Genomic DNA, 26647 nt, shown 5'->3' with positions numbered 1-26647 from the left:
CCGGTGAAGGGGTGTGCGGCGGTGGTCAGGACGTGATCAGCTTCCTGAGCACTTCCTGGCCGCTGCGGATGCCGGGCACCTGCACCTTCTCCCCGGTGTTCATCGCGAAGAGCGTTTCGACCTGCTTGGCCGGATCCACCGCCTTGATCACACGGTGCACCTCTTCGACGCCCTCGTCGAACTTGGGCAGGTAGACGTCCGGGCTGATCGTGAAGCCGTCGAGGTCGTTGTTGAGCTTGGTGAAGAACTTCCGCTTCGCCTGGTCGAGATCGGCGAGCATGCCCTCGAGCTTCTCACCGCCGAAATCGTAGTAAGCGTTCACACCCACCACCTGGTCGATCGCGTGGATCTTGCGGTCCTCGCCGAGGCGCAGGTTCTCCGGGTGCCGGTCGGGGTTGTGGATCAGCAGGTCGAGCAGCCACACCCGGCCGAGTTCCTTGACCCACCCGCCGCGGGTCTCCTCGTCGGCCGCCTTCCACTGGCTCGACGCGTCTTTCAGGTCGACGCCCTTGATGTAGGGCATCACCAGGATCTGACCGTGCTTCGTCCCGCCGATCGCGTCGGCGAGGGTGTTCCCCTGCGCACCCAGCCGGCGGAAGTGCGCCAGCGCTCGGGTGATCTCGACGGAGTCCACCCGGATCGCCTCGGTCTGCACGGTGTTGACGCCCACCACCGTCCCGATCTGGGAGCCGACCACCTCGGCGGCAGGGGAGGTGTCCGCGGCGGTCTTCACCACCAGCGCCTCATCGTCCTTGCTCACCACGTAGACCCCTTGGCGCAGGGTGCGCACGCGGTCGGTCTCGCCCCAGGTCCGGTCGTTGATCCCGAACCGCTGCAGCACCGGTGCGGAAGCGGCCGGGGCGGGCGTCGCCGGAGCGGCGGACGGGCAGTCGCCTGAGGTGCTGCGCTGCACGTCGGCGCCTTGGTCGGCCGCGCCGAGCAACGCCGCGGACAACTCGGCCCGGAACCACCACAGCAGATAGGCCAGAACCGGCACGGACACGGCACCGGCGATGACGCGCCACGGAATGGCCGGCTCTGCGGCGGCGGCCAGCCGGCTCAACGCGTCCTGGCCCCGGTTGCCCCCCTTGGGGGTCAACGCTTCCTGGTGGTACGTCTCGTAAGACGCGCGTGCCGGCAGGCCCAGGGCGGTGCGCAGCGCGTTCTCCGTCACGTCGTTGTCCGCCGCCACGTCCCCGGCCAGTTTGAGCAACTGGTCCGCCTTGTCGGAGCGTTCGAACGCTTGGAGGGCGCCGCCCTCGGCCAGCGCGGATTCCAGTTCCGCCGCGCCGATCGGGGTCAGGCCGACGGTGAGCACCTCTTCCAGGTGCCCGATCTGGAGCTTGCCGTCCGCGCGCCGGTAGACGGTGACCTGGCGGGCGCCGGTGCCCGGGTGGTTCGCCGCCCGGCCACGCATGATCCGGCCGGCGTGGATCAACTCGTGGGCGAGCACCAGGAAGGCGGGCATCTCCCGCCGGTCGAGGCGGCCGCGGCCCGCGTCCCACACCTCGACCACGCGGTTCTCCATCGCCGTCTTCGGGTCGAAGTAGACGATCGCGTCGGCGCCGGTCGTGGCCGCCGCCGCGATGCCCGCGCGCACCGCGGCCCGGCCCGAACCGGTGACCGCGACATCGGTGCGGTTGTCGCCGGTGGTGTCCCGCCGGATGGTCACCGTGCGGGCGCTGTCGACCAGATCGCGGATGAGCCGGTACCGGGGATCGCCGTGCTCCCGGGGCTCACCGTTGAGCACGATCCGGCCGTCCCGCTCGGCCGCGCTGACGCCGGTGCCGGCCAGCAGCGCGTCGATCGCGCCGACCACCTGGTTCTTGAACCGGTCCGCCGGGCTGCGCAGGGAGTCCAGGTAGTAGCCCCGCTCGATCTGGATGGTGCGCTGCACCGCGCGGTTCCCGGCCGCGCGTTGCAGGGCCAGCAGCGCCTGCGGGCCTGCCGGTGTGGCCTGCCGCCCCGTCGGGTGTCGTGTCCTGGCCCCGGCCTCCGGCCCTTGCGGTTGCCGAGTGAACTGGGTCATCACGAATCCCCGGAGGTGACGGAGCGTGCGGGAAACGGGTCAACAGACCGAGGCTAGGACCACCACACCGGCTGGACCACCGGGAACCCCGGTCTCCGCCCCACCGGGCAGGGTTCGCTGCCCATTGGGGCAGGCGCGCCCGACAGCAGTGCCTTCAGGGCAGAAGGACGCGGTGTCTTGGTGACGGAACCGTCCACAGCGGACCAATCTCGACACCGTTGGTGAGACTTGGCGGAACAGTTGGCCGAGGTGCCTCAGGTCCGCACAGCGCGTGGAGATCGTCGCGTCGCTTGCTACTGGGCGCGAGCGGTTTCACGGTCCGGGCTGGTGGCCGTGGTCGCCGATGGTGCGGTGCGGGGCCAGGTCCAGGCGTACCGCAGGATGAGGGCGAGGAGGATCAGTTCCAGGACGACGCCGAGGCCGTAGAAGTACCTCCAGGACTCGCCGACCGCGTTGAACGCCGCGAAGGGGACCTGTACCGAGGCCACGATGAGGTTGGTGATCCGGTTCGCCCGTGCGGGCAGTGTCATCGACAGCACGATCATGGAGATCGGGATCGCCATGAGCGTGAGGAAGACGATGAACAACGTCTGGCTGATGTCGAACTCGAAGACGACGCCCGCGAGGATGTCCGTGACGATTCCGGGCTTGAAGAAGCCGAGGATGTCGACGTAGGCGTAGAGGAACATGAAGCTCGTCCACGCCGCGGCGAGCTTGATCCGCACCGGGATCCGCGGGTCTTCCAGTGTGGTGGGTTGAGGTGTTCTCATCGTGGGCTCCGTTGTGGTTGGTGATCGGTAGGTCCACGATCTCCGAGCGCGGCGGCGGGCACATCGGTGTAGAGGCCGGGCCGGCCTCGTTCCGTGGGAGGAGCCGCGTCTCGTTCTTTCGGTCGGTCCCCGCCGCCTCGGCGGTTCCTAGACTGGGTGGGTGATCACCAACGCCCTGGGCTCGCTGTGGGCCGAGCCCCGCGCCACGGGCGCTCCCGAACGGGTGTCGCGCGACTGGGTCCTGGTCGGGGTGTTGATGGTGACGGCGCTGCTCGAGGGCGTCCTGCGGGACGACGTCGCCTGGCGGCCGTTGGCGACGATCGTGGCGGTCGGACTCGCGCCGGTGCTGCTGTGGCGGCGTACTCACCCGTTGGCCTGTGTGGTGGTGGCCTTCGGCACCGCGATGGCGTTGGGGCTGGCGAGCCTGCTGGGCGGGGCCCCGAGCGTGGGCCTCGACACGATGATCTACGTCCTGGTGCTCGTCTACGCGCTGGTCCGCTGGGGCTCGGGGCGCGAGATCGTGATCGGGCTGGCGGTGGTGGCGGTCGCCGCGGGGATCGGCATGGTCCCCGACCACGTCGGGCCGGCCGACGTCGTCGGCGGGTTCGGCGTCCTGGCCGCGGCGGCGGCGGGCGGAGCGGCGTTGCGCTACCGTGCCGAGAGCTGGCGCCGGGCGTTGGAGCAGATCCGCGGCCAGGAGCGGGTCGGCCTCGCGCGCGAACTGCACGACACGGTCGCCCACCACGTCTCGGCGATCGCCGTGCAGGCGCAGGCGGGCCGCGCGATGGCCGGGCAGCGACCCGAAGCGGCGCTCGAGACACTGGCGGTCATCGAAGGGGAAGCGTCGCGGACGCTGGCGGAGATGCGGGCGATGGTCCGGGTGCTGCGCGACGGGGCGCCGGCGGAGTACGCCCCCCAGCCCGGCGTCGCCGACCTGGTGTCCCTCGCCCGCCGCGCCCCGGTCCCCGTCGTCGACGTGGAGTTGCCGGACGACCTGGGCGAACTCCCGACCCAGGTCGACGCGGCGGTCTACCGGCTGGCACAAGAGGCGCTGACCAACGCCCTGCGGCACGCCCGCAACGCCTCGCGTGTGCGGATCCGGGTCGTGGAGAGCGCGGGCAGGCTGCGACTGCGCGTGACCGACGACGGCCGGCTCGACCCGGCACGGCCGGTGAACCACGGCTTCGGCCTGCTGGGGATGACCGAGCGCGTACAGCTCCTCGGCGGCACGCTGCGGGCCGGGCCGGCACCCGAGGGCGGGTGGACGGTCGACGCCGACCTGCCGACGAAGCTGCGCCGATGACGGTGCGCGTTCTTCGAGATCACGATGTCGGCCTACGACACCGGCAGACGCCGAACCAGTCCGCGATGTGCCACTGATTCGCACGTTCTGGCGTGCTGACATGTGGGCGAGGCAGGCACCCCGAAGAACCAGTGGTCGGCAGGCGCGGTTATCGGATCTTCGACTTGGCCGTGTTGCGGACGCGCTTGGTACGGCCGACTTCCGCCAACACCTCCAGGACCACAGGGCTGGTCACGTTGTCGGCGATCTTGCGCTGCAGCCAGTCCGACGCCTCGCGCAGTCGGTCCTGGTCCGGTTCGCCGCCTGCCGCCAGGTCCCGGTAGAGGAGCCATTCGGCGACTCGGCGGGTGGGGAACTCGCGACCGCCGAGCACGGGCAGTACCGCGTCGGCCCAGGTGTCGAAGTCGGGGTGCGACTCGCCCATCCGATCCAGGTGCCGCACGACGGCGGACACCGCCATCACCTGGTCCGGATCGTCGAGCACGCGCGCGATGATCGGAAGGTCGTCGGGTGGTGTGGCGTCGGCCAGCACGCGCAGGTACACCTCGTGCCGCACGTGTTCGTCGTGCACGCCCGCGGCCACGTCCACGTCTCGCAGGCCGGTCGCCGCGACGAACTCGGGGAACCGGTCGTGCTCGGTCACGCTCCTCCTCCCGAGCCTCCGCAGGGCCGGTAGCGGCGGATGGCGTCGCAGGTCTCCCGGATGTGGTCGTCCACGACCTGCTGCTGCCTGCAGGTCGACTCGGGGTCGCCGGCCAGCGGTGTGCCGTTCTGGCCGATCCGGGTTTCGCCGCCGGTCAGGCCGAGCGGGTCGAACCAGGTGCCCGGGTTGCGGACGTAGCCGTGTGGAGCGTAGCCGCCGCCGAGCCCCAGCGGGTCGGCGGCGGCTGTAGGCGGGTCCACGGACAGTGCTGCGGTCCGCCAACCCGGGGGTCGATGATCCGCAAGACCCCTGGCCGCGTACCCACATCCCGCCGCAGGTGCACCCATCGGAGGTCTAGGGTGATCCACCCGACCCTGGGAGCGGGTCGGGCAGCGTCGTCATCGGAGGGGGAGATCTGATGGACACCTGGTGGCGTCCGCCGGCGTCGGCGGACTCCGCGGAGTTCGTCGCGGCATTGCGGGAGCTGCGCGTCCGGACCGGGTTGAGCTACCGCGCGTTGGAGCGCCGGGCGGCGCAGGTTGGTGACGTGCTGCCCACCTCGACGCTCAACAGTGCGTTGGCCCGCACCACCGTGCCGGGCGAGCAACTGCTGGTGGCGTTCCTGCGGGCGTGTGGCGCGAGTCCCGAAGTGGTCGCCGAGTGGGTGAAGGCGCGTGCGGACCTGGTGGTCGAGCGGGTGCTTCCCGAGGAGGGCGAGCCGGCGGGTGATGTGGCACCCGACGACACGTCGGACGCACCCGCACGCCGTGATCCCGACACGACGCGGCGCCGGGTGGCACTCGTGGCGGCGTTGGCGTTGCTCGTGGTCGCGGCGGGGGTCCTGGTCGCGTTGGCCCCTGGTCGTCGTGACACGCCGTCGGGGCCCCACGCCGACGCGACTTCCACCTCCACCACGGCGGTCGCGCCGGCGGAGCCCGTGGGGCAGACCCATGCCTCCACCGACGTGACCACCACCGGTCAGCCGGCGCAGAGGACCACCACGACGACCGCACCGGCCGCCACCCCGACACCGGCGCCAGAGCCGCCTCCCGGCGGCGTACCGACCACGACGACGGAGACGCGACGCTGGACGACCACCACCACCACGACGACCGGTCTTGAAGCACCCGAACCCACTTACGAGTGCAACCCGCCTCCGTCCAACATCTGCTTCGTCCGCCCCTGACGTCGCACTCGTCGCCGGCCAGCCTGACGGGATCGCCATCGTTGTGGGCGGTGAGGCTGGAGGAAGCGCACGGCGACACGGCCCGACGGGGCGGGTGCGCGGGGCAGCGCACCCGCCCGTGGCCTCAGGGGGCGGTGGTCTGCACGAAGTACCACTTCTGGTGGTCGTCGCCGATGAAGGAGTACTGGACCACCATCGACGTGCCGCTGCCGACGCCGTCGAGGTAGAGACCGCTGGCGGCGTTGCGGATCAGTGTGTCCTGGCCGTCGAAGCCGTACCAGAGCTGGTCGGTGTTGGTCGAGCACGTCCAGATGATCGGCTCGACGAAGGGTTCCGTCGTCCCACCCGGGATGGCCAGGCACAGGTTCGAGTTCACGCCGTAGCGCAGGGTGCTGCGCCCGGTGCCGGTGATCAGCCACTTCTGCTCGTTGCGGCCGTTGCAGGTCCACTGGACCGCCTTGGTGCCCACCGCGGTGGTCCCGTCGGGGATCGCCAGGCACTTCCGGGTCGCCGTGTTGACGACGTACACCCAGCCGGTGACGGCTTCCGCGTGCGCCGCGGCCGGCGCCAGGCCCAGGGTCGCCAGGACGGTCAGCAGAAGGATCGGGATTCGTCTCATCGGGCTGCCTTTCGTGGTCGTGGCACGTGCCGACCACACCGTGACCGTTCCTCCTTTCGGTTTTCTCCCAACGACCTCCCGGTCGTCCTGTGCTTCAATCCCCCGGGGAGGGGCGAGGGGTGGAGTTCGGGGTCCTGGGGCCGGTGGAAGTCCGGACGGCGGGTGGGCCGGTGCACCCCGGCGTGCGCAAGCAGCGCCTGGTCCTCGCGGTGCTGCTGCTGGAGGCCGGCCGGCTCGTCCCGGTGGACCGGCTGATCTCGTTGCTGTGGCCGGACGAGCCGCCCCGCTCCGCGCGGGCCGTCGTGCACACCCAGATCAGCCGGCTGCGGTCGGTGTTGGCGACGGCCGGGGCGGCGCGGGCCGGTGTGGCGCTGATCAGCGACGGTCCCGGCTACCTGCTCCGCTGCGACCCCGACCGCGTGGACGCCCACCGGTTCCGGGCGTTGTGCGCGGCGGCGCGCGGCCAGGACGACGAGCGGCGCGTGGCCACGCTGAAGGAGGCGCTGGCGTTGTGGCGCGGCCCCGCGCTGGCCGGGCTCGAGGTGCCCGCGCTCGGCCACGACCTCGAGCAGGCGCGGTTGGCCGCCTGGGAAGAGCGGTTCGACGCCGAAGCGCGGTTGGGTCGGCACCGCGAGGTCGTGGCGGAGCTGACGGCGCTCGTCGCCGCGCACCCCCACCACGAGAGCCTGGTCGGCCGGTTGATGGTCGCGCTGGACCGCTGCGGGCGGCGGGGCGAGGCGTTGCACGCCTACGGTGAGCTCCACCGCCGACTGGACCGGGAACTGGGCGTCCGACCGTCCGCGCGCCTGCGGCGGATCCACGCGCAGCTCCTCGGCGCGGCGCCGGAGCGGAGCGCGCCGCTCCCGCGCCAACTGCCGCCGGACGTGACGCCGTTCGTGGGCCGGGCGGACGCGCTCGCCGCGCTCGACCGCCTGGCGGGGCCGCGCCCCGTGGTGGTGTCCGCGGTGACCGGCGTTCCGGGCGTCGGCAAGACCTCCTTGGCCGTGCACTGGGCGCACCGCGCGCGCGAACGGTTCCCGGACGGCCAGCTGTACGTCGACCTGCGCGGCTACGACCCGGGCGGCTCGGCGCTCGACCCGGCCGACGTGCTCGGGACGTTCCTGCGCTCGCTCGGCGTCGCGGCCGCGGACGTCCCCGCCGAGGTGCACGCCCGCGCGGCGCTCTACCGGTCGCTGCTCGCGGACAAGGCGGTGCTGGTCGTGCTGGACAACGCCCGCGACGCCGCCCAGGTGCGGCCGCTGCTGCCCGCGTCACCGTCCTCGGCCGTCGTGGTGACCAGCCGCGACGCCCTGTCCGGCCTCGTGGTGCGGTCCGGTGCGGTCCGGGTGCCCCTGGCCGCGCTGAGCCCCGACGAGAGCCTCGGCCTGGTGCGCTCGGTGCTCGGCGACCGGGTGGCGCGGGAGCCGGACGCCGTGGCCCGGCTGTGCCGGCTGTGCGGCCACCTGCCGCTGGCGTTGCGGATCGCCGCCGAGCTGGTGAGCCTCCGGTCCGGCGAGGCGATCGCCGACCTGGTCGCGGAGCTGCGGGACGACCGCGCCCGGCTGTCGCTGCTGTCGACCTCCGACGGGGACGAGCACACGGCGATGCGCGCGGTGTTCGACTGGTCCTACCGCGCGCTGCCCGGTGAGGCGCGGCGGGCCTTCCGGCTGCTCGCCGTGCACCGCGGACCCGACCTCGGCCTCGACGCGGCGGGCGCGCTGCTGGACGTGCCCGACCCGCGTCCGGTGCTCGACACCCTGGTGCACGCCAACCTGGTGGAGCGCGCGGACGGCCGCTACCGGTTCCACGACCTGCTGCGGCTGTTCGCCGCCGACCAGCCGGTCGCGCCGGACGAGCGGCGGGCGGCCGCGCGTCGCCTGCTGCGCTGGTACCTCGGCGCCGCCGGCCGGGCGGACCGCGCGCTGGCACCGGGCCGCCAGGCCGTCCCCGACGAGCACCCGGTCGACGGTCCCGCGTTCGCGACCCAGCGGGCGGCGTTGGCGTGGTTCGACGCGGAGCGGGAGAACCTGGTCGCGGCGGTCCGGCACGCGGCCGACGAGGGCGTCGGGGCGTGGCGCCTCGCGGCCGTCACGGGCGAGTACCTCTACGTGCGGCGGCTGTGGGGCGACTGGGAGGCCACGCACGTCGTGGCGCTGCGCGCGGCCGAACGCGCCGGTGACGCCACCGGCGTCGCGTGGATGTCGAGCAACCTCGGCGTGTTGGCGCTGGAGCGGCACCGCGTCGACGAGGCGGTGCGGCACCTGGAACGGGGCCTCGACCTCGTGGCCGACGTCCCCGGACCGGTGGGGCAGCACCTGCGCGGCCTGCTCGGCACCACGCTCGGGCACGCGCTGCGGCGGCGCGGGGAGTTCGCGCGGTCCCTCGCCTGCCACTCCGCGTCGTTGGACATCCACCGGGCGACCGGGAACGCCTGGGGCGAGGGGGAGACGTTGATCAACCTCGCGACCACCCGTGCCGCGCAGGGTGACCACGCGGCGGCGGTCGCGCTGCTCGCGGAGGCCGTCGAGGTCGAGCGGCGGCTCGGGAACTGGTGCCGGGTCGGGTCGGCGCTGGCCAGGCTGGCGCACGCCCGGCACGTCGCGGGTGATCCGGCCGGTGCGGCGGGGACCTTCCGGGAAGCCGCGGACCTGTTGCTCGAGTCCGGCGACCGGTGGGCCGCGGCGTGGTGCCTCGTCCACCGCGAGGACGCCCGCCTGGCACTGGGCGCCGCCGCGCGGTGGGGCGACGCGGAGGCGTTGTTCGGCGACGGGACCGGGCGGCTCGGGGTGGCCGACCCGCCCGGCTCCCGTCACGCCGTGGTGCCGGCGACCGACGCGTCCGACTTGGTGACGGAGTAGGTCATCAGCGCTCGCCCGGCGGCGGCACCGGGCCGTAGCGGGCAGACGGGCGTCCGGTGACGTGTGCCCAGTACCGGTCGCCGTAGGACCAGTGCCACCACAGCGTCGGGTAGTTCACGAGCTCGACGGCACCCATCGCTCCACTGAGGACACTCCGGTTCGCCCGCTCCTCCGGCGAGATGATCGTGGACGCGGTGACCAGGGCTCGTGCGTTCGCCACGAGGTCGGCGTCGACGGCCGTGCCCATGGGCAGTTCGGCGCCGTCGTCGGTGCACAGGGTCAGGGTCACCGCGGCGCCGGCTACGTGTGGCGCCAGCTCCGGCGGTGCGATGTGTCGGCTCGCGGCCGTGCGCACCTGGTCCACCGTCCACTCCGGATGGTCGGTCGTGAGTCGGACGCTGTGCTCGGCGAAGAGCCGCTCTTGCTCGGCCGGCGACCGGTAGCCCGCCACGACCAGCAGGCGCACGCCGCGCGGCAGCAGGGTCTGCGCGGCGACGAGCCGGTCGGCCACCCCCGTGCGCACGTGGACATCGGCGACGGCCGCTCGGAGCGCCGGGATGTCACGAAGGTCGCAGAGGAGCTCCCCGCAGTCGCGGACCGGGATGGCCGCCACGCGTTCGTCGGAGATCAACAGGATCTTGGGCACGTCCCGATCGTGGAGGGACGGGCTTCTGGCCTTCTGTACGTTTTCTGTAGCCGGTACAGCGCACTGCCCGGCGAGGGCAGGGGCACCCTCGCCGGGCAGTGAAGTCCCGGTCGGTCAGCCGAGGTCGTGCCAGGACGACCAGCCGCCGGCCGACCGCCACCACTTCTCGTTGACGTGCCCGTTGCCGTCGGTGGCGTAGACCTCGACGGTGTCGCCGCCCGCGTTGTGCACGGCGGCGGGCGTGCCGGTGAACCCGGTGCCACCCAGGTCGGTCCACGCCGACCAGCCGGCGCCGTCCCGCCACCACTTCTCGTGGACGTGGCCATCGGTCCCGGTCGCGTAGACCTCGACGGTGCCGCCGATCGGGTTGTGCACGGCGGCGGGCGTGCCGGTGAGGCCGGAGCCGCCGAGGTCGTGCCAGGACGACCAGCCGCCGGCCGATCGCCACCACTTCTCGTACACGTGCCCGTCAGCGGCGGTCGCGTACAGCTCCAGCGTGTCGCCGATCGGGTTGTGCACCGCGGCGGGCGTGCCGGTGAAGCCGGAGCCGCCGAGATCGGCCCACGCCGACCAGCCGGCACCCTCGCGCCACCACTTCTCGTGCACGTGGCCATCCGCGGCGGTCGCGTACAGCTCCAGGGTCCCGCCGATCGGGTTGTGCACCGCGACCGGTGACGCGGTGAAGCTCCCGCCGCCGAGGTCGGTCCACGCCGACCACCCGGCGCCCGCCCGCCACCAGCTCTCGTAGACGTGCCCGTCGGCACCGGTGGCGTACAGCTCCAGCCTGCCGCCGACCGGGTTGTAGGTCGCGGCCGGCGAGCCGACGAAGTTCGCGCCCCCGAGGTCGTGCCAGGACGACCAGCCGCCGGCCGACCGCCACCACTTCTCGTACACGTGGCCGTTGGCGCCCAGGGCGTACACCTCGAGGGTGTTGCCCGCCGGGTTGTGGATCGCGGCCGGCTCGCCGGTGAAGCCGGTGCCGCCGTGGTCGGTCCACGCCGACCAGCCGGCGCCGTCGCGCCACCACTTCTCGTGGACGTGGCCGTCACCGCCGACGCGGTACACCTCCAGGGCGCCGCTGATCGGGTTCCGCACCACCGACTGCGACGGCAGTGCCGGCGCGCCGGGTGCCGGGGCCGACGCGTCCCACAACGCGGTGACGATGCGTTGCGCGTCGGCGGCCTCGGGCTGGTACCGGCTCGGGTAGGCGGAGACCTGCACCGCCTGGCAGACCTCGCCGATCGGTGCGGTCTGCCACGCGTTGCCCGGGTACAGCTTGATCATCTTGTTGAGGAACGCGTTGGTGGCCCAGATCGGGTCGAGCCGCTCGTTCTGGTCGCCCCACGTGCCCCGCTGCTGGAACAGGCCCAGGCTGTCGTGGTCGACCATCTCGGCGACGTTCTGGATGGTCGACTCGACGATGGTGGTCGTGACGGCGATGACGGCGGCCCGTTGCGCCAGGCCGCGGTCCCGGGCGGCCTTGGTGACCATCCGGGCGCACGAGACCCGGTAGGCGTTCATGGCGCCGGCCAGCTTGCCGGTGAGTTGGCCGTTGAGCTGGGTGGCGATCGCGGCGTCGGTGGCGGTCGGGCCGCCGGGGTCGCACGACGCGGTCGCGTACTGCGCCGCCAGGTCACCGGCTTGCGGTGCGGCGCCGGTGGGTTCGGCGTTCGCCGCGGTGGCGAACACGGTCGTCAGGGCCGGGGCGAGCAGCATCGCCACGAGGACGCGCGGCAGTCTCGGTCTCATCGGGATTTCCCCTGTCTGTCAAGAGATGTGGACGCGCGGGTGCTCAGCCGGTGAAGTCGGTGCCGCCGAGGTCGGTCCACGCCGACCAGCCGGTGCCGGCCCGCCACCAGGTCTCGTTCAGGTGCCCGTTGGTGCCGAGGGTGTAGACCTCGACGGTCTTCCCGATCGGGTTGTGCACGACTGACGGCGTCCCGGTGAAGCCGGTGCCGCCGAGGTCGCTCCAGGACGACCAGCCGACGCCGTCCCGCCACCACTTCTCGTGGACGTGCCCGGTGCCGCCGGTCGCGTAGACCTCGACGGTGTTGCCGATCGGGTTGTAGACCGCGCGCGGCGAGCCGGTCAGGTTCGTGCCGCCCAGGTCGTGCCACGAGGACCAGCCGCTGCCGTCCCGCCACCACTTCTCGTAGACGTGGCCATCGGTGCCGGTCGCGTAGAGCTCGAGCGTGTCGCCGATCGGGTTGTGCACTGCGGCGGGCGAGCCGGTGAGGTTGGTGCCGCCGAGGTCGGCCCAGGCCGACCAGCCGGCACCGGAGCGCCACCACTTCTCGTGCACGTGGCCGTTGCTGCTGGTCGCGTAGACCTCGACGGTGTTGCCGATCGGGTTGTAGACCACGGCCGGAGTGCCGGTGAGGTTGGTGCCGCCGAGGTCGGCCCAGGCCGACCAGCCGGAGCCGGAGCGCCACCACTTCTCGTAGACGTGGCCATCGGTGCCGGTCGCGTAGAGCTCCAGCGTGTCGCCGACCGGGTTGTGCACGACGGCCGGAGTGCCGGTGAGGTTGGTGCCACCCAGGTCGGCCCAGGCCGACCAGCCGGCACCGGAGCGCCACCACTTCTCGTAGACGTGGCCATCGGCGCCGGTCGCGTAGACCTCCAGCGTCCCGCCGATCGAGTTGTGGATGGCGGCCGGCGAGGCGGTGAAGCCGGTGCCGCCCAAGTCGTGCCACGACGACCAGGCACCGTCCCGCCACCAGCTCTCGTACACGTGCCCGTTCGCGCCGACGCTGTAGACCTCGAGCGTGTCGCCCATCGGGTTGTGCACGACGGGCTGCGACGACAGCGCCGACTCGGGTTGCGGTGCGGCGTCGACGATGTGGTCGTAGCGAACCGGCGTGTACAGCGCGGCGTTGCTCGCCGACCACGTGCGCTCGACGGTGTCGCGGCTGCCCGACTGCTCGATGACCACCGGCTCGGTGTGCGCCGCGTCGGACCACTTCACGAACAGCGCCACGTGGTTCTCGCTCGGGTCGCCGGTGTACCGCAGCAGCGCGTCGCCGGGTTTCAGGTCACCGCGTGGGATCGGGAACGAGCGGGTGGACAGGTTGCCCGTCCAGAAAGCGCTTCCCGAGCCGCCCAGCCCCCACGCCATCGAGATGAACCCCGAGCAGTCGGTGCGGTAGTCGCCGTACTGGTTCTTGTAGCAGCGCTCCTGGCTGTACGGCACGCCGCCGACGCTGAGCCAGCTGCGGGCCCGGGTCAGCGCCTCGGCGCGGGTCATGACGTGGTCGGCGCCGTTGTCGGCGCACGGGATGGACGTGGTGGACACCGCGGTGGTGCCCAACCCGGACGCCGTCAGGCCGGGGTACTCGGGCAGCGGCGGGTCGTCCGGCACGGCCGACGCCGACCGGGTGAGTGGCGACGCGGCCGCCGCCGGCGCGGTCGCGAGACCGAGCAGGAACAGCACGGGGATGAGCAGGATGCCGCCGAGCCGTCGGTGCCATCGCGTGGATGTGCTCATGGTTGTGTCCTCGTCCTCACGGTGGGGCTCGTCGTCAGCCCGCTTCGGGACGAAAGATGACCCGGCCGCCTCCATCACCCCTGCACGAACGGTGGGCGCGGCGGTACAGCGACCGGCAGCGGCGCGTACAGGGATCCTGCAGGGCTGCTGCAGGGCGGCCGGGTCCGCTACTCCCGGAACTCCCGCGCGCCGTGGGTCTTGAACGTCGCCAGGGCGTTCTCCCGAACCTTCTCGGCCGCCGCGTGGTCGCCGCGGGCGTCCAGCACGCGGGCGAGGTCGCGTTCGGCGCGGGCGCGCATCATGGCGACGTCGAGGTCGGCGAACATGCGGATCGCGCCCGTCAGGTCGTCCTCCGCTTCGGTGAGCCGACCCGCCGCCAGGTGCAGCTCGCCACGGGTGCGCAGCACGAAGGCGACGCCCCACGCGTCGTCGAGCCGCTCGCAGATGGCCATCGCCTGGTCGAGCATCGGCCCGGCCTCGTCGCCCCGGCCCAGTCGCACCAGGGTCTTCGCCACCGCCTGCAGCCCGTACGCCTCGTGCTTCTCGTCGCCGATCGCACGCAGGATGGCCAACGCCTCCGTGCTCAGCGCCAGGGCCTCGTCGAGCTCGCCCACCGCGCGGTGGACCAGGCCGAGGCTGCGCAGCACCAGCGCCTCACCGTGGCGCGACCCGCAGCGGCGGTAGGCGGCGAGGGCTTCGGTGAGGTCGGCCCGCGCCTGGTCGAACTCGCCCTGCTCCAAGAGCGTGGTGCCGATGAGCCGGCCCGTGTAGCCGATCGCCGGGTCCAGCGACGTGGTCGTGAAGTACGCGTGCGCCTGGCGGAGGAAGTGCAGTGCCTCCGGCAGGCGGCCCTGCTCGCGGCAGATCCAGCCCAGCGACGCCTGCGCGGTCGCCTCGCCACGCGGGTCGCCCAGCTCGCGGAAGGTGGTCAGCGCCTCCAGCAGGTGCTGGTGCGCCGGGCCGTAGTTGTCCTGCGTGTAGTACAGCTGCCCGAGCTGCGCCAGCATGACCGCCTCCGCGGCGCGGTCGCCGGCGTCCCGGGCGGCGGCGAGGGCGGCGGTGTGGGTCCGCCGCCAGGCCTCGAACTGGTTGCCGAGCGCGAACACCGACCCGCCCAGTGCCGTGGCCAGCGCGACCGCGCTGTCGACCAGCCCGAGCGCGGCGGCCCGTTCGACGGCCGCCACGAGCGCCGCCTGCTCGGCCTCCAGCCAGGCGGCCGGCGCCGTGCCGCTCGGCCCGGCCGTGACCTGGTCGACCGGGTCGACCGGTTCGTCGCGGGGCAGCTCCGGTGCGAACGGGATGGTGCCGCCGGGCGCGTGCGCTCCTGCCTGGTCGACCAGCCGCAGCCAGGTGCCGAGCACGCGGCGCACGGCGGCGGCGCGGTGCTCCGGCGGGTCGGCCGCCGCGGCCTGCTCCCGGCCGTAGATCTGGATGAGCTCGTGGATGCGGAACCGGGGCTGCCCGACGCCGTCGACCGTGACGACGGCCATCAGGTGGGCGTCGAGGAGCGCCTCGATCGCCAGGTCGGCGTCGTCGGTGGGGATGTCGAGCAGGCGCGCGGTGACCCACGCGGGGAAGTCGGGCAGGCTCATCCAGCACAGGGCGCGCAGCGCGGCCCGGGACCGTTCGTCGAGCCCGCGGTAGGTGACCTCGATGCCGGCGCGCACCTGCTGGTCGGCGACGGCGAGCTCGTCGAGCCGGCGGGTCTCGTCGGCCAGGCGGGCCACCATCGCCGCCAGGGTCCAGTACGAACGGGACGCGAGCCGGGCACCCACGATGCGCACGGGGAGCGGGAGGAACCCGCACAGCCGCACGAGCTCCCGGGCCTGGTCCGGCTCGGCGGCGACCCGCTGCGGACCGGCGATGCGGCCGAGCAGCGCCACCGCCTCGTCCTCGGACATGACGTCGAGCTGGACGTGGGTGGCGCCGGCCAGGCCCGGCAGCCGCCGGCGCGCGGTGACGATGACGGCGTTGCCGGCCCCGCCGGGTAACAGCGGGCGCACCTGCCCCTCGCCGGCCGCGTCGTCGAGCACCACGAGCATGCGGCGGGTGGACAGCAGGGTCCGGAAGTGGTCGGCACGCTCGTCCAGCGAGTCCGGCACCGCGGCCGGGTCGGACCCGAGCGCCCGCAGGAACCGGCCCAGCACCTCGACGGGCGGGGTCGGGCTGCCGCTCGCCCCGCGCAGGTCGACGTAGAGCTGACCATCGGGGAAGGACGGCGCCAGGTCGTGCGCCACCCGCAGCGCCAGGGTGGACTTCCCGGCACCGCCCTGACCGGCGACCACACAGGTCGGCGCGGCGTCCGAGGTGAGCATGGCGACCATCTCGGCGATGGCCGTGGCGCGCCCGGTGAAGTCGGCCGGCACGATCGGGAGCTGCGCGGGCGCGCGCCGCGCGGGCGTGCCGGTCTGTGCCCGCGTCGTCGGGGGTGCTTCGGGCGGGCTCGGTACCTGTTCCGCGGTGGTCGGGGCGTCCGCGGTTGTCGGGGTGCCCGGTGCCGTTGGAGTGTCCCCGGTTGTCTTGTCCGCGGTTGTCGAGGTGTCCGGTGTCGTCCGGGCGTCCGGTGTCGTCGGGAGCAGGACCGGGTCGCCGCGCAGGATCGCCTCGTGGGTGCCGCGCAGCTCGGGGCCGGGCTCGATGCCGAGCGTGTCGACCAGGGCGGCGCGGCCGGCGGCGTAGGTCGCGAGGGCGTCGGCCTGGCGGCCCAGCCGGTAGAGCACCACCATCAGCCGGGCACGCAGCCGTTCGTTGTGCGGCCGGGCCGCGACGACGCCGGTCAGCTCCGACACCAGCTCCCGCTCGCGGCCGAGACCGAGCTCGATGTCGATGCGCTCCTCGATGGCGGCCAGCCGCAGCGCGTCGAGGCGGTTGGCTTCGGCCACGACGGGAGCCGCCTCGACGCCCGCGTAGGCGACGGACCCCCGCCAGAGCGCCTCCGCGGCGCGGTAGGTCCGGATCGCGTCGGTGGCACGCCCACCGGCGGCGGCTTCCCGCGCGTCGCCGACGTCCCGCTCGAAGACGGCGCTGTCCAGGTCGTCGGTGCCGACCCGGAGGAGGTACCCCGGTGGCCGGGTCGTGATCTCGTCACCGGCCTTCAGCGCACGCCGCAGCGTGGCGACGTGGGTGTGGATGAGGGCGCGGCAGGTCTCGGGCGGGTCCTCGGGCCAGAGGATGTCGACCAACCGGTCGACCGCGACGACCCGACCGGCCTCGGTCAGCAGCGCGGCGAGCAGGAGAAGCGGCTTGCCACCGGGAACGGGCAGCCGGCGGTCACCGTCGTAGGCCTCGACGGAGCCGAGAACCCGAAACCGCATGGGTATCCCGCCTCCCCCGGGCCGGCCTCGTGCCCGCGCCGTATCCTTCCAGGAAGTCGGGCGTCGTCAAACCCCTGGGGCGTCGACAGGTGCCTAGGAGCAGGCCCACCGCCACCTGTTCGCTCGCGGTCAGGCGCCGCGCGGTGCCGACGCGCCGCCCGGGCTGCCCGCGTTGCTGGACACGTTGTAGGACAGCGGATCCGACCCGTGGGGAGCGGTCGCCGTTGCGGTGGTCGACAGCCCACCCGTTGACATCGGGCGCTACTGTCTTCAGCCGCCGCGACGACCACCTGTCCTCCGGCTGGCTCAGCGCGTACATCGCCATAGGAAACGGTGAGGGCCGACGCTGGGTCGAACCACGTCACCACCTCCGCACCCTGCCAACCGCACCGCTCGCCACGCGTGCGGGGAACCTCGGGCAGCGCGGGTTCGTGGTTCGGAGCGGAGGCCGTGGGGCCGGTCGTCGACGGAACTCGACCGCGGGGCGAGCCGCGCTGTTGGTGGAAGCGTGCGAAGGGCCTGTCGCACACTCGACGGGCCGTGCTCATCCTCACCGCACGGCCTCGTCCACCGGGTTGGGTCGGACGCCGGGCACCGAGGAAGCCGGTTACTTGTTGTAGACCTCGAAGGCCACGACAAGGCGAGCCGAGACGTCCTCGGGGACGCCCTTGACTCGGCCTCGGAAATCCCGCCCCTCGGGCGTGCGACCACAGATGTAGCTGCCGACGACCAGTTTCCCGGTGGAGGATTTGCCCTTCTCGTCGACCTGCTTGCGGCAGTCGTCGCGGGAAGGTTCCGACTGCGTGGTCCACTCGGCGAGCACGTACGGCGTGTTGTCCTCCGCGCGGAGATCCCGCGAGCCGCACCCGGTCTCGAGGTTCTTGCCGTCCAGGAACCGAGGCGGATTCCAGTCCAGGCTGAAGCCGCCCACCGTGCACTGCTCGAACGCGACGTCTCCGCTGTAGAACAGGCTGCTGCTGTTCGCCTGGGGAGTGCCGGTGGCTGCGGGTGCCGAGCCCGACGCCTGCGCTCGCTCGGTCACCGTCTCCGTGATCGTCTGCGTGACGGTCGTCGCGGCCGACTCCGACGAAGTCGCCTTACCCCAGAAGATGCCCGTCAGCAGGCTGATCACGCCGACGATCGCGGTGATCCAGGCCGGGCCGTGTTCGATGACGCTCGTCTTGCGGTTCACGGGTTGCTGGTCGTCGGCCACCGGACCTCCTCTACGTGTGCAACGGAGCGTAATCATAGAGGTGCCGTAAGTGAGTCCGGGGTCGTCCCGATCTGGCGGAGGTGAGAATGGCGGTATGGACGTCGCCGAGGGCACGCCGGCTGTGGTGGCACGTGCCCCGGTTCAACTCAGCCACTTCGCGCGGTTCAGCGTGCGGCGCGAGACCGTCACGCGCAACATTTCAAAAATCGATGAAGTCCTTGCACGTCGACGCGCGCCGGTGCGAGAGTCCGGAATGAGCCGAAAGCGGTGCGCCGTGCGTTCGTGCTAGTCCGGGAGTGTGGTCGAGGTGGTGGATCGCCGGGCCGGGCTGGTGGGGTTCGACCTGGGTGATCCGGATGACGTGCGGGCCTCGGTGACCGTCACCCCGTTGCCCACGATGCTGGCGCTTCTCGCGGACATCGCGGGTGAGCGGCGGCGTGGTCTTCCGCCTGGCCGGCAGGACGGGATCAGTGCGGCGGTACGGCCGCGGGTCCGCCACGCGTTGTCGGTGTTGACGGTGCCCGGCTACGCCTCGATCCCCGACTGCCTGGTGCCGACCGAGCTCGGCACCCAGGACGGGATCGAGCCCGAGCTGCAGCGGTTGCACGAGCTCACCGACGACGACCTCGTCCGCGGCCTCGAAGCCTGCTACGGACCCGGGCGCATCCCGGCGCACTGGTCGCGCGTTCTCCGGCAGCGGAGGCGGTGGCTCGGTGACTACGCGGACGCGATGGCCGCCGTGTGGAAGGCGGTCGAGGTGGTGTGGCGCCGTGGTGCCCCGCTCCTGGAACGGGAGGTCGAGCGCCTGGGGCGGGCGGTGGTCACGGGTGGGCTGCCGGTGGTCCTCGGTTCGCTCTCGCCCCTCACCCGGTGCGTGGGCGGGACGTTGCTCCTGCCCGCCGGTGGGTCGGGTGGGCCCGGTCTGGCGGGTCGACGACTGGTCTTCGCGCCGATGCTGTCGGCTCCCCGCTCGCTCGTGTTCAACCTCGGTCATCCCGAGCTGCCCTGGCTGGGCTACCCGATCCCCGGGGTGGCGCGCCTCTGGGCGGGCACCGACGACGCCCGGGGACCGGGGCGGGCGAACGCGCTGGAACTGGTGTGCGGCGACGTCCGAGCGGCGATCCTGCGCGCACTCGACCGGCGGACGACGATGGGGCGGCTCGCCGACGTGGTCGGCACCAGCCGCAACGCGTTGAGCTATCACGCCCGGTGCCTGGAGGACGCCGGGCTGGTGCTGCGCCGGCGTGAAGGCCGCGAGGTCGGCATCGAACGCACGGAACGCGGCGACCGCCTCCTCGACCTGCTCACCCGCTGAAAGTCCCCGCACACTCGCGGGCACGCCATCGCCCGCATTCTTCAAATATCCTGGAAACAACTCCGGGTCGAATTGTATCGACCTCCCACCCGGACTCAATGGCGTCTTCCGACAGTCGGCGTCGGCCCGGGATGTCAACGGTTCACATGGTGGCCCGCGGCGCCGGTTCCTAACCTCTGTGAAACACCAGTGACTGCGATCACGTGCGACTGGCGGAAACGGTGTCCCGCCTGTCCGCCAAGAAAAACGAACAACCCACCCTGTCCGTCATCACGTGCTCTTCCGGCGATGGCGGCGCCTGCAATGACGGAGGCGAACACATGCGATTGAAGAACGCGTTGCTCACACTCGGCGCGGCCGTCAGCCTGGCCGCGACCTCCCTGGCCATCTCGACGGCCGCCGTGCCCGCATCGGAGACGGGCGGGCTCGGCAAGTACGACATCACCGGCACCTACGTCAGCGGGTTGTCCTCGGGTGGCTTCATGGCCAACCAGCTGCACGTCGCGTACTCCAGCCTGTTCCAGGGCGCCGGGATCTACTCCGCCGGCCCGTACGACTGCGCCCAGAACAACCTCAGCACCGCGCTGAACGCGTGCATGGACACGTTCATGCCCCGCAAGACACCGGGCGAGCTCGAGCAGTTGACCCGCAACCGCGCCGGCGCCGGCCAGGTCGACCCGCCGCAGAACCTGTCGGGTGACCCGGTGTGGCTGTTCCACGGGGGCGCGGACCAGACGATCGACAGGGCCGTCAACAACGACCTGGCCACCTACTACCGCGACTTCGGCGCGCGGGTCGCCTACAACAACACCAGCCAGGCCGGGCACGCGTGGGTCAGTCCCATCGGCCCGAACAGTTGCGGCTCCACGTCCTCGCCCTACATCAACAACTGCGGCAACGACCCCGTCCGGGAAATGCTCGGCCACCTGTTCGGGGCGGTGAACCCGGCCACCACGGGGGCGTTGACCGGCCGGTTGATCCAGTTCGACCAGAGCGCGTACGTGCCCGGCGGCAACCCGGCCGCGGCGAGCATGGGCCGGGAGGGCTTCGCCTACGTCCCTCGGGCGTGCGAGTCCGGGCCGTGCAAGCTGATGGTCACCCTGCACGGCTGCTACCAGTACTACGGGTTGGTCGGCAAAGCGTTGATGGACAAGAGCTACCTCAACGAGTACGCCGACACCAACAACATGATCGTGCTCTACCCGCAGGCCACCACGATGACCGGCAACCCGCGCGGCTGCTGGGACTGGTGGGGCTACCAGTCCCCCCAGTACCCGCTCAAGAGCGGCCCGCAGATGACCGCCGTGGCGAACATGGCCAAGGCCATGCAAGGCGGTGGCGGACAACCCACCTCCACCACCCAACCGACGTCGACCACCGCACCGACCACCACCGCACCGACCACCACGACCACGCAGCCGACGCCGGAATGCGTCACCGCCAACAACTACGCGCACACCACCGCCGGTCGCGCCTACGCCCTCTGGGGCCAGACCTACGCGATGGGCTCCAACCAGGTGCTCGGCCTGTGGAACGTCTACACCACCAGCAGCATCCGACAGACCTCTCCGGGCTACTGGGTGAAGTGCTAGTCATGCACACCTCGCGCGTGCCCGCGGCTCACCACCGCGGGCACGCCACCCTCAACGGCCGTAGTACTTCTTCCTGGCCTTCAGCGCCAGCCGGGCGATCCCCACCGTCACCAGGACGACGACCGCCACGTAGAAGACCAGGCGGACAGCGAACCTGTCCGCGGGAGCGTTCAGCAGGGCCAGCCACAGCAGGACGCCCACGCCCGCGCCGGTCAGCAGCGTGATCAGCACCGGGTGGCGGCCCGACCACCGGTCGAAGCCGATGGCCCGACGCCGTGACCGCTCGCTCGGGAAGACGGCGGGGTCGGCGTCCTCGGCCAGTTCGAGGTCCTTGTCGGAGCTGAAGCGCATGTCACTCCCCCAGGAGGCACGTTCCGGTCCTGCTGGGGGAGTGCCCGCCACCGCGCCCGGCTACACCCCGGCTCGTCCTGCCGCACCGACCTGTGGCCCGCGTCAGGCGGCGAAGTGCGCCTTCACGGTCGCGATCTCCTGGACGAGGAGGGCTTCCAGGTCGTCGAGGAAGCCGGCCGGCGCGTCGGGGACCACGCGGAACTCGCGTTCCCACTCGATGAAGCTGCGACCCGGTTCGTTCGTCACCGGCCGGACCCGGTAGGTGGCCACGTAGTCCACGATGAACAACACCTGCCCGACCGAGCGGTAGGTGAGCGAGCGTTCGGTCTCCGAGCGGCCCACGACCTCCTCCACCGCCAGGTCGTGGTTGGGCAGGAGGGTGAACTCGAACGTCGACGGCACCTTCTTCGCCGAGCCGCCGTGGGTCCAGTGCGCGTTCTCGACGCCCTCGCCGAACACGATGTCGAGCAGCACCATGATGTCCCGGACCTTCGCCCACACCTCGTCGGCGTCTGCGTCGAGGACGGCTGAGTGGTAGACGGAGTACTTCGGCGACAGGGCCATGGTGGTCTCCTAGTGCGTGGCGAGCACTTCGGGGAAGCGCCGCACGGGCGGGGCCGCGGGGTGCGTGCCCAGTTGAGCAAGTCGTCGAACACCGACGCCGTGTTACCGGACGCCGCAGCGGGTTCCGGCTCAGCCGGTCCGGCGCAGGACGAGGGTCGCGGTGCCCCGGCCGTCGAACACCGCGTCCAGTTCGGGCGGGTACGTGACCTTGCTGTCCGGTGTGACGGTGAACCGGTGCGCCGTCCCGTCCGGCGTGACGACCGCGTGGGCGCCCGGCAGCGGTGATGGAGATCCGCTCGACCTCCTGCCGCATCGCCTAGTACCGGGCGGCTTTCTCCTCGGCGTTGCGCTCCCAGTCGTCCACCAAACGCTGCACGTGGCCAACGGATCAGTCATCGGCTCCCCTCCGGTGACATGACGATCAAGCCAAGCTACCGCGCCTGAGACGAGACGACCCACCAGGCCGATCCGTTCCGAAGATGACCGGTTCGGCCCAACCGGTTGTCCGGAATCGACGCGGCACGGCCGATCCTGCGGCGTTGGAGCAGGCTGCACTGCGGCGAATCGAACAGAACGGCTACTGCGTCGACGAGGTTGGGGCGGAGCCTCAGGCGACGTGCGGACGGCCGAGAGGGACCGCGATTGACGGCACCATCGGTGCGCTTGACTGCACCTCCCGTTCAACTACACTGACGGCCGTCGATTGCCGAAATTCTGTCCGGGGGGACGGTCTGACGATGGAGCACACCGGGACAAGCGTGGTCATGTCGCATCCGCGGTTCTTTTCCGCTGCTGAGCTCCACTAGCCCGAGCGCGGCCCGCATCGAGGCCGTTTCCTTTCGCTGAAGGCCGCGACCTGCGGTTCTTGAAGCTCGGGTCGCCGTCCCGGCACCACACCCGCGTGTGGGCCGGCGAATGCGGCGATGTACCCACCCATGCCACAGGTGCGCGGATTTTGGCCGTTTGGTCGGTTTCCGACTGCCGAAGGTCAAGGGTGGTTCCTCGGCGTGCCTTCACATCGAATGAACGCATCGTCGTTGATGCCTGTCGGGCGGTGCTCCAAGGCGTCCACCGGCACACGCCAGTCAGAAGCGGAAATGTCGCACGTCGCTCGTGACCATTCAAACCGTGGAGGTCGGCAGTGAAGTTGGAGATCCGGCACATCCGGATTCTGCTCACAGTGATCGAGGAGTCGAGCATCCGTCGCGCCGCGCAACGGCTGGGGGTGCCGCAGCCCGCGTTGAGTTCCCAGCTGAGCAGGATCGAACAGACACTTGGGCACCGGCTCTTCGACCGCAGCAGCAACGGCGTCACGCTGACTCGCCACGGCGGGCGCCTGCTGCCGCACCTGCGGGCCATCGACGCGGGGATGCAGGCGCTTGAGCACGACGACGCGACCAAGCCGCGGCCGCACGCCGGTGTTCGATTAGGCCTGTCGTCCACCGCTCTCATGGCCGCGCTGGAGTCCGATGGGAAGCTCCCCACGCGATCCGCGCAGTTCGCGCTGGTCGAAGGATCATCGGGCCTGAAGGCCCTGGTGAACCGGGCGCTGGACTTCGTCGAGACGACGAGGTCGTCCGGTAGTTCGCTCGAGCTCCCGCAACGACTGCGCCTGGCCGACGTCGGGGACGTCCCGATCGGGGTGGTCATCCCGCCCGGGCACTCGCTGCACGACCGCGGCCGGGTCGCCGTCGAGGACCTGCGCGGACAGCAGTGGGTGTCCTGCATGCCGGAGACCGAGCTGCACCAGGAACTGGTCCGGTTCGGCGGGAGGTTCGGCTTCCAACCGGACATCCGCTACTTCACGGCCTCCCGCGCGGCGTTGGTGGACATGCTCGCCAAGCGCCCCATGCTGGCCGCGGGCGACCCGGCCGGGGCCGCGGCGGTCGGCGGTCGGTTCATGCCGTTCGGTCAGGGCAGCGCCCTCCAGGTGGTCGTGGCCTGGGACCCCGTGGCCTGTGCTCCCGAACTCGTGGACGAACTCGTCGTCCGCATCCGCGACTGGTACCGGGCTCCGGACGCGATCGTGGTGGAGTTCGCGGAGTCGTGAGCACGTGGCCGCGCCGCTCGGCCGGCGGACGGCGCGGCCACGTCGCTCGTTCGTTCAGCCCAGGTAGTCCTCTGCGGCGGAACCCTCGCGCACGGTGTCGAGGGTGAAGCAGTGCAGCCCCCCACCGAAGAGGCGGCGGTGCCGGTGTCGCACGGGAACGACTGTGAAGCCGCGGCGCTCCAACACCTGTGCCAATTCCGGGCACGCTTCGTTGACCATGACCGTCGTGGGATCGATCGACAGGACGTTGAGGTCGATGTAGGGGCTGGTGAGGATGAGATCGTCGTCGTCGTACACCGGGAAGTTGTTGCCGCGCGGCTCCGGCGGGAAGATCATGTCCCACTTGCGCAGCGGCTCCGGCAGGGCTTCGGCGATCTGGGGCGTCCGCACGAGCAGGAGGCCGGGCCGCAACGCCAGCACCATGCTGTCGATGTGGTTGTCGGCGAGACCGTGAACGCGGTGGATGCGGAACCTGCCGTCCAGGTGCCGCTCCAGCCAGTCGCAGGCCGCCGCGTGGTTGGCCGTGGAGATGTTGACCAAGAGGTCCTTGCCCAACCGGAGGCACTGCGCCCCGTCGAACATCATCTCGTAACCGACGTCGTACGGAGACGGCTGAGGGTCGTCGATGAACTCGGCAGGCCCTCCCGGCGAACCCTTGGCGTACGACGGGTCGAAGGAGTTGTCCGTCATCAACGGTCTGGGCATCACCGTCCACCGTGCGCCTTCCCGGTGGTAGTCGGCGAAGATGCGCGTGAGGAACTGGGTCTCGAAGTAGCGGGACCGGACCTGCGGCGGTGTCTCGATGATCTCGTCGCCGAGGACGAGCGTGTTGTCCCGGACGTTGAGCGGCGGGACCACCGCTGCCGACCAGGCCAAGGTCTCGACGCGCAGTGAGTCGTCGGCCAGCGGTAGCGGGCGCAGCACCCGCACGCCCAGGGAGGTCAGGGCCTCGGCCATGCCTTCGACGTCCTCTTCGAGTTCCTCCACGTACCGCTGTTTGATCGGTGACCTGGTGGCCTTCCCGCCGTGGGTGCCGGGGTTCGGCGTGGACAGGCGCGGGTAGTACATCCGGTCGTAGAACGACTTGTCGGACAACTGGTCGTAGAAGAACAGGTCGAACGACAGCTCGCGTTCATGCGCCGAATAGTTCGCCGCCGAACCGAGAACGACCTCGCGCAATGGCGACCAGTCGTCGTAGCTGTTGAGTCGCATGGTTCGCTCCCAATCCGCCGGATCGCAGTCGAGCGGAACCGTAGTGCACCTTCGATCGCGCCGGGCTATATCACTCGCGATGCGGCTCGTGCGCGGTTGATATAGCCGACCGCCGCCGGATTCCCGCTAACCTGGCAACAGCCCGACGAGAACGACCGACGTCGTCGACGAGCGTGGTGAACGCGTCGGGCGAACCGGTGAAGGAGGTTGTCATGCGTTACGTCCACTGACTTCGCTGTCCGCGTTGCCGCGGATACCGGTCCGCCCGCCACCGGCGGGCGGACCGGCGTGAACGACCGCTGCGCCTGGTTGACCCCACACCTCCCTCGACCTGCGGTACGGAAGGTTGACAACAGTGTTCGACCCGTTGTCCCCGGAAATGCTCCGGGACCCGTTCCCGGTTTACGCGGCGATGCGTCGTGAAGCGCCGGTGCACTGGCACGAACCGCTGCGAGCGTGGCTGGTCCTGCGGCACGAAGATTGTACGCGTGTGGTGACCGATTCGACGGTGTTCAGCTCGGACATCGCCGTTCTCGGAGAGGAGCCGCCCACCGCTGTGATCGGCATCCAGAACGTCGATCCGCCACACCACGCCGCAGTTCGCCACCTCCTGGTCCGAGGGTTGCGCGGTGTCGACATGCGGGATTGGGTCAAGACGTGCGCGGAATACGCGGAAAAGCTGCTTGCCGGGGCCGATCCGGATCGGTTCGACTTCATCAGGGAATTCGCCGAACCGTTGTCCTTGGAAAGCATGCGGCTCCTGTTCGGTGTACCGGACTTCGGTGAGCCGGACCGGTTCCACGCGGCCCAGCGCGCCCTTGTGCTCAGCATGGACGCGGGCCTGGACCCCACCAGGGGCGCGGCGGGCGTGCCGGCTCGGGAGTACCTGTCGGGGCTGCTCGACCCGTGGGTTGCCGAGCCGCCGGACGACGGCCTGCTCCGGCACGTGGACTTCGACGCCGCGGGCCCGCTGCGCCGCCTGCTGGTCAACTCCCTGCGCCAGGTCCTCGTCGCGGGTTTCTCGTCGTCGAGCAGCCTGCTCGGCCAGGCCGTCCACCTGCTCGTCGAACGCGACCTGCTGGACCAGGACGAGCCGATGACCCTGAGCACGGCCGCGTACAACGAGATCGTCCGCTACACGAGCGTCGTCCAGGCGGACAGCCGCGCGTGTGCGGAGGACGTCGAGATCGGCGGGCAACGGATCGAGCGCGGCCAGGAGGTGCTCGCGGTGCTCGCCTCGGCCAACCGCGACCCCGAGGTGTTCGAACGCCCGGACGAGTTGCGGCTGGACCGGGCGCCCAACCCGCACCTGGGATTCGGCCGCGGTGCCCACTCGTGCCTGGGCACCGCCCTCGCGACGGCCCTGCACGTGCCCACCCTGAACGCCTTGTCCCGGCGCTACCGCGTCGAACCCGCCGCCGCGGCGGAGATCCGCCCCTCCGCGACCCTGCGTGGCCTGGATCGCCTGCCCCTGCGCCTCCTTCCCCGCTGACGCTGT

Annotated in this window: 21 protein-coding genes; 7 read left to right on the top strand and 14 right to left on the bottom strand. The window is 71.5% G+C overall.

Annotation, left to right across the window (positions count from 1 at the left end; genetic code table 11):
• Window positions 1-25 precede the first annotated feature (25 nt).
• Complete coding sequence (locus tag DFJ66_RS11965; RefSeq protein ID WP_121220788.1) at window positions 26-2029, bottom strand: M91 family zinc metallopeptidase; 2004 nt, start codon at window positions 2027-2029, stop codon at window positions 26-28.
• 293 nt (window positions 2030-2322) lie between these two features.
• A complete protein-coding gene (locus tag DFJ66_RS11960) occupies window positions 2323-2799 on the bottom strand; it encodes a DUF6326 family protein (protein WP_121220786.1) in 477 nt (158 codons plus the stop codon).
• Between the two features lie 160 nt (window positions 2800-2959).
• Here DFJ66_RS11960 and DFJ66_RS11955 point away from each other — a divergent pair, with 160 nt between their 5' ends.
• Window positions 2960-4102 carry a sensor histidine kinase gene (locus tag DFJ66_RS11955; RefSeq protein ID WP_121220784.1) on the top strand — a complete coding sequence of 381 codons (1143 nt, stop codon included), beginning with the start codon at window positions 2960-2962 and terminating at the stop codon, window positions 4100-4102.
• A gap of 148 nt (window positions 4103-4250) precedes the next feature.
• Here the strand turns inward: DFJ66_RS11955 and DFJ66_RS11950 are convergent, their stop codons facing one another.
• Window positions 4251-4745, bottom strand: a complete 495-nt coding sequence (locus DFJ66_RS11950) for a hypothetical protein (protein WP_121220782.1) — start codon at window positions 4743-4745, stop codon at window positions 4251-4253.
• The gene (locus DFJ66_RS11945) at window positions 4742-5005 is read right to left on the bottom strand and encodes an RHS repeat-associated core domain-containing protein (protein ID WP_121220780.1); all 264 of its coding nucleotides are present in this window, start codon (window positions 5003-5005) and stop codon (window positions 4742-4744) included. Before DFJ66_RS11945 ends, DFJ66_RS11950 begins: the two co-directional genes overlap by 4 nt.
• Window positions 5006-5163: 158 nt before the next feature.
• Here DFJ66_RS11945 and DFJ66_RS11940 point away from each other — a divergent pair, with 158 nt between their 5' ends.
• On the top strand, window positions 5164-5931 hold the full coding sequence (locus tag DFJ66_RS11940) for a helix-turn-helix domain-containing protein (RefSeq protein ID WP_121220778.1): 768 nt from the start codon (window positions 5164-5166) through the stop codon (window positions 5929-5931).
• Window positions 5932-6055: 124 nt separating this feature from the next.
• Here DFJ66_RS11940 and DFJ66_RS11935 read toward each other — a convergent pair whose 3' ends face one another.
• Entirely contained in the window at window positions 6056-6550 is a 495-nt protein-coding gene (locus DFJ66_RS11935; RefSeq protein WP_121220776.1) for an RICIN domain-containing protein, read from the bottom strand.
• Window positions 6551-6669: 119 nt separating this feature from the next.
• Here DFJ66_RS11935 and DFJ66_RS11930 point away from each other — a divergent pair, with 119 nt between their 5' ends.
• Window positions 6670-9408, top strand: a complete 2739-nt coding sequence (locus DFJ66_RS11930; RefSeq protein WP_170199288.1) for an AfsR/SARP family transcriptional regulator — start codon at window positions 6670-6672, stop codon at window positions 9406-9408.
• Between the two features lie 4 nt (window positions 9409-9412).
• Here DFJ66_RS11930 and DFJ66_RS11925 read toward each other — a convergent pair whose 3' ends face one another.
• The 5 genes from DFJ66_RS11925 to DFJ66_RS11905 all read right to left on the bottom strand — a co-directional run bounded on the left by DFJ66_RS11925 (window position 9413) and on the right by DFJ66_RS11905 (window position 18065).
• A complete protein-coding gene (locus DFJ66_RS11925; RefSeq protein ID WP_121220772.1) occupies window positions 9413-10054 on the bottom strand; it encodes a M15 family metallopeptidase in 642 nt (213 codons plus the stop codon).
• A 114-nt stretch (window positions 10055-10168) separates the two neighbouring features.
• Entirely contained in the window at window positions 10169-11803 is a 1635-nt protein-coding gene (locus DFJ66_RS43395) for a PLL family lectin (protein WP_211351091.1), read from the bottom strand.
• A 43-nt stretch (window positions 11804-11846) separates the two neighbouring features.
• Window positions 11847-13538, bottom strand: coding sequence for a DUF8189 domain-containing protein (locus DFJ66_RS11915; protein WP_121220770.1), 1692 nt, complete (start codon window positions 13536-13538; stop codon window positions 11847-11849).
• 167 nt (window positions 13539-13705) lie between these two features.
• On the bottom strand, window positions 13706-16852 hold the full coding sequence (locus DFJ66_RS11910; protein ID WP_121220768.1) for an AfsR/SARP family transcriptional regulator: 3147 nt from the start codon (window positions 16850-16852) through the stop codon (window positions 13706-13708).
• A 607-nt stretch (window positions 16853-17459) separates the two neighbouring features.
• Window positions 17460-18065, bottom strand: a complete 606-nt coding sequence (locus DFJ66_RS11905) for a hypothetical protein (protein ID WP_121220766.1) — start codon at window positions 18063-18065, stop codon at window positions 17460-17462.
• Between the two features lie 307 nt (window positions 18066-18372).
• On the opposite strand from DFJ66_RS11905, the gene DFJ66_RS11900 reads away from it, so the two are divergent.
• A complete protein-coding gene (locus DFJ66_RS11900; RefSeq protein WP_147459211.1) occupies window positions 18373-19380 on the top strand; it encodes a winged helix-turn-helix domain-containing protein in 1008 nt (335 codons plus the stop codon).
• A gap of 320 nt (window positions 19381-19700) precedes the next feature.
• Window positions 19701-20972, top strand: coding sequence for an extracellular catalytic domain type 2 short-chain-length polyhydroxyalkanoate depolymerase (locus DFJ66_RS11895; RefSeq protein WP_121220762.1), 1272 nt, complete (start codon window positions 19701-19703; stop codon window positions 20970-20972).
• 51 nt (window positions 20973-21023) lie between these two features.
• On the opposite strand, the gene DFJ66_RS11890 is transcribed toward DFJ66_RS11895, so the two are convergent.
• The 3 genes from DFJ66_RS11890 to DFJ66_RS42125 all read right to left on the bottom strand — a co-directional run bounded on the left by DFJ66_RS11890 (window position 21024) and on the right by DFJ66_RS42125 (window position 22283).
• On the bottom strand, window positions 21024-21323 hold the full coding sequence (locus DFJ66_RS11890; protein WP_121220760.1) for a hypothetical protein: 300 nt from the start codon (window positions 21321-21323) through the stop codon (window positions 21024-21026).
• Between the two features lie 102 nt (window positions 21324-21425).
• Window positions 21426-21887 (bottom strand): SRPBCC family protein, encoded by a 462-nt coding sequence (locus DFJ66_RS11885; RefSeq protein WP_121220758.1) that lies wholly within the window; start codon window positions 21885-21887, stop codon window positions 21426-21428.
• A gap of 129 nt (window positions 21888-22016) precedes the next feature.
• Window positions 22017-22283, bottom strand: coding sequence for a hypothetical protein (locus DFJ66_RS42125; RefSeq protein ID WP_147459210.1), 267 nt, complete (start codon window positions 22281-22283; stop codon window positions 22017-22019).
• Between the two features lie 745 nt (window positions 22284-23028).
• Between DFJ66_RS42125 and DFJ66_RS11880 the strand changes: the two genes are divergently transcribed.
• A complete protein-coding gene (locus DFJ66_RS11880) occupies window positions 23029-23937 on the top strand; it encodes a LysR family transcriptional regulator (RefSeq protein WP_121220756.1) in 909 nt (302 codons plus the stop codon).
• A gap of 54 nt (window positions 23938-23991) precedes the next feature.
• Here DFJ66_RS11880 and DFJ66_RS11875 read toward each other — a convergent pair whose 3' ends face one another.
• A complete protein-coding gene (locus DFJ66_RS11875; RefSeq protein WP_121220754.1) occupies window positions 23992-25149 on the bottom strand; it encodes a glycine amidinotransferase in 1158 nt (385 codons plus the stop codon).
• Window positions 25150-25900: 751 nt separating this feature from the next.
• Between DFJ66_RS11875 and DFJ66_RS11870 the strand changes: the two genes are divergently transcribed.
• Window positions 25901-26641 (top strand): cytochrome P450, encoded by a 741-nt coding sequence (locus DFJ66_RS11870; RefSeq protein ID WP_170199286.1) that lies wholly within the window; start codon window positions 25901-25903, stop codon window positions 26639-26641.
• The last annotated feature ends 6 nt before the right edge of the window (window positions 26642-26647 follow it).

It is taken from the genome of Saccharothrix variisporea (genome assembly GCF_003634995.1).
In the GTDB taxonomy this organism is placed as follows: Bacteria; Actinomycetota; Actinomycetes; order Mycobacteriales; family Pseudonocardiaceae; genus Actinosynnema; species Actinosynnema variisporeum.
The sequence above is the reverse complement of the archived record's forward strand: the minus strand, read 5'-3'. Positions and strand labels throughout refer to the sequence as shown.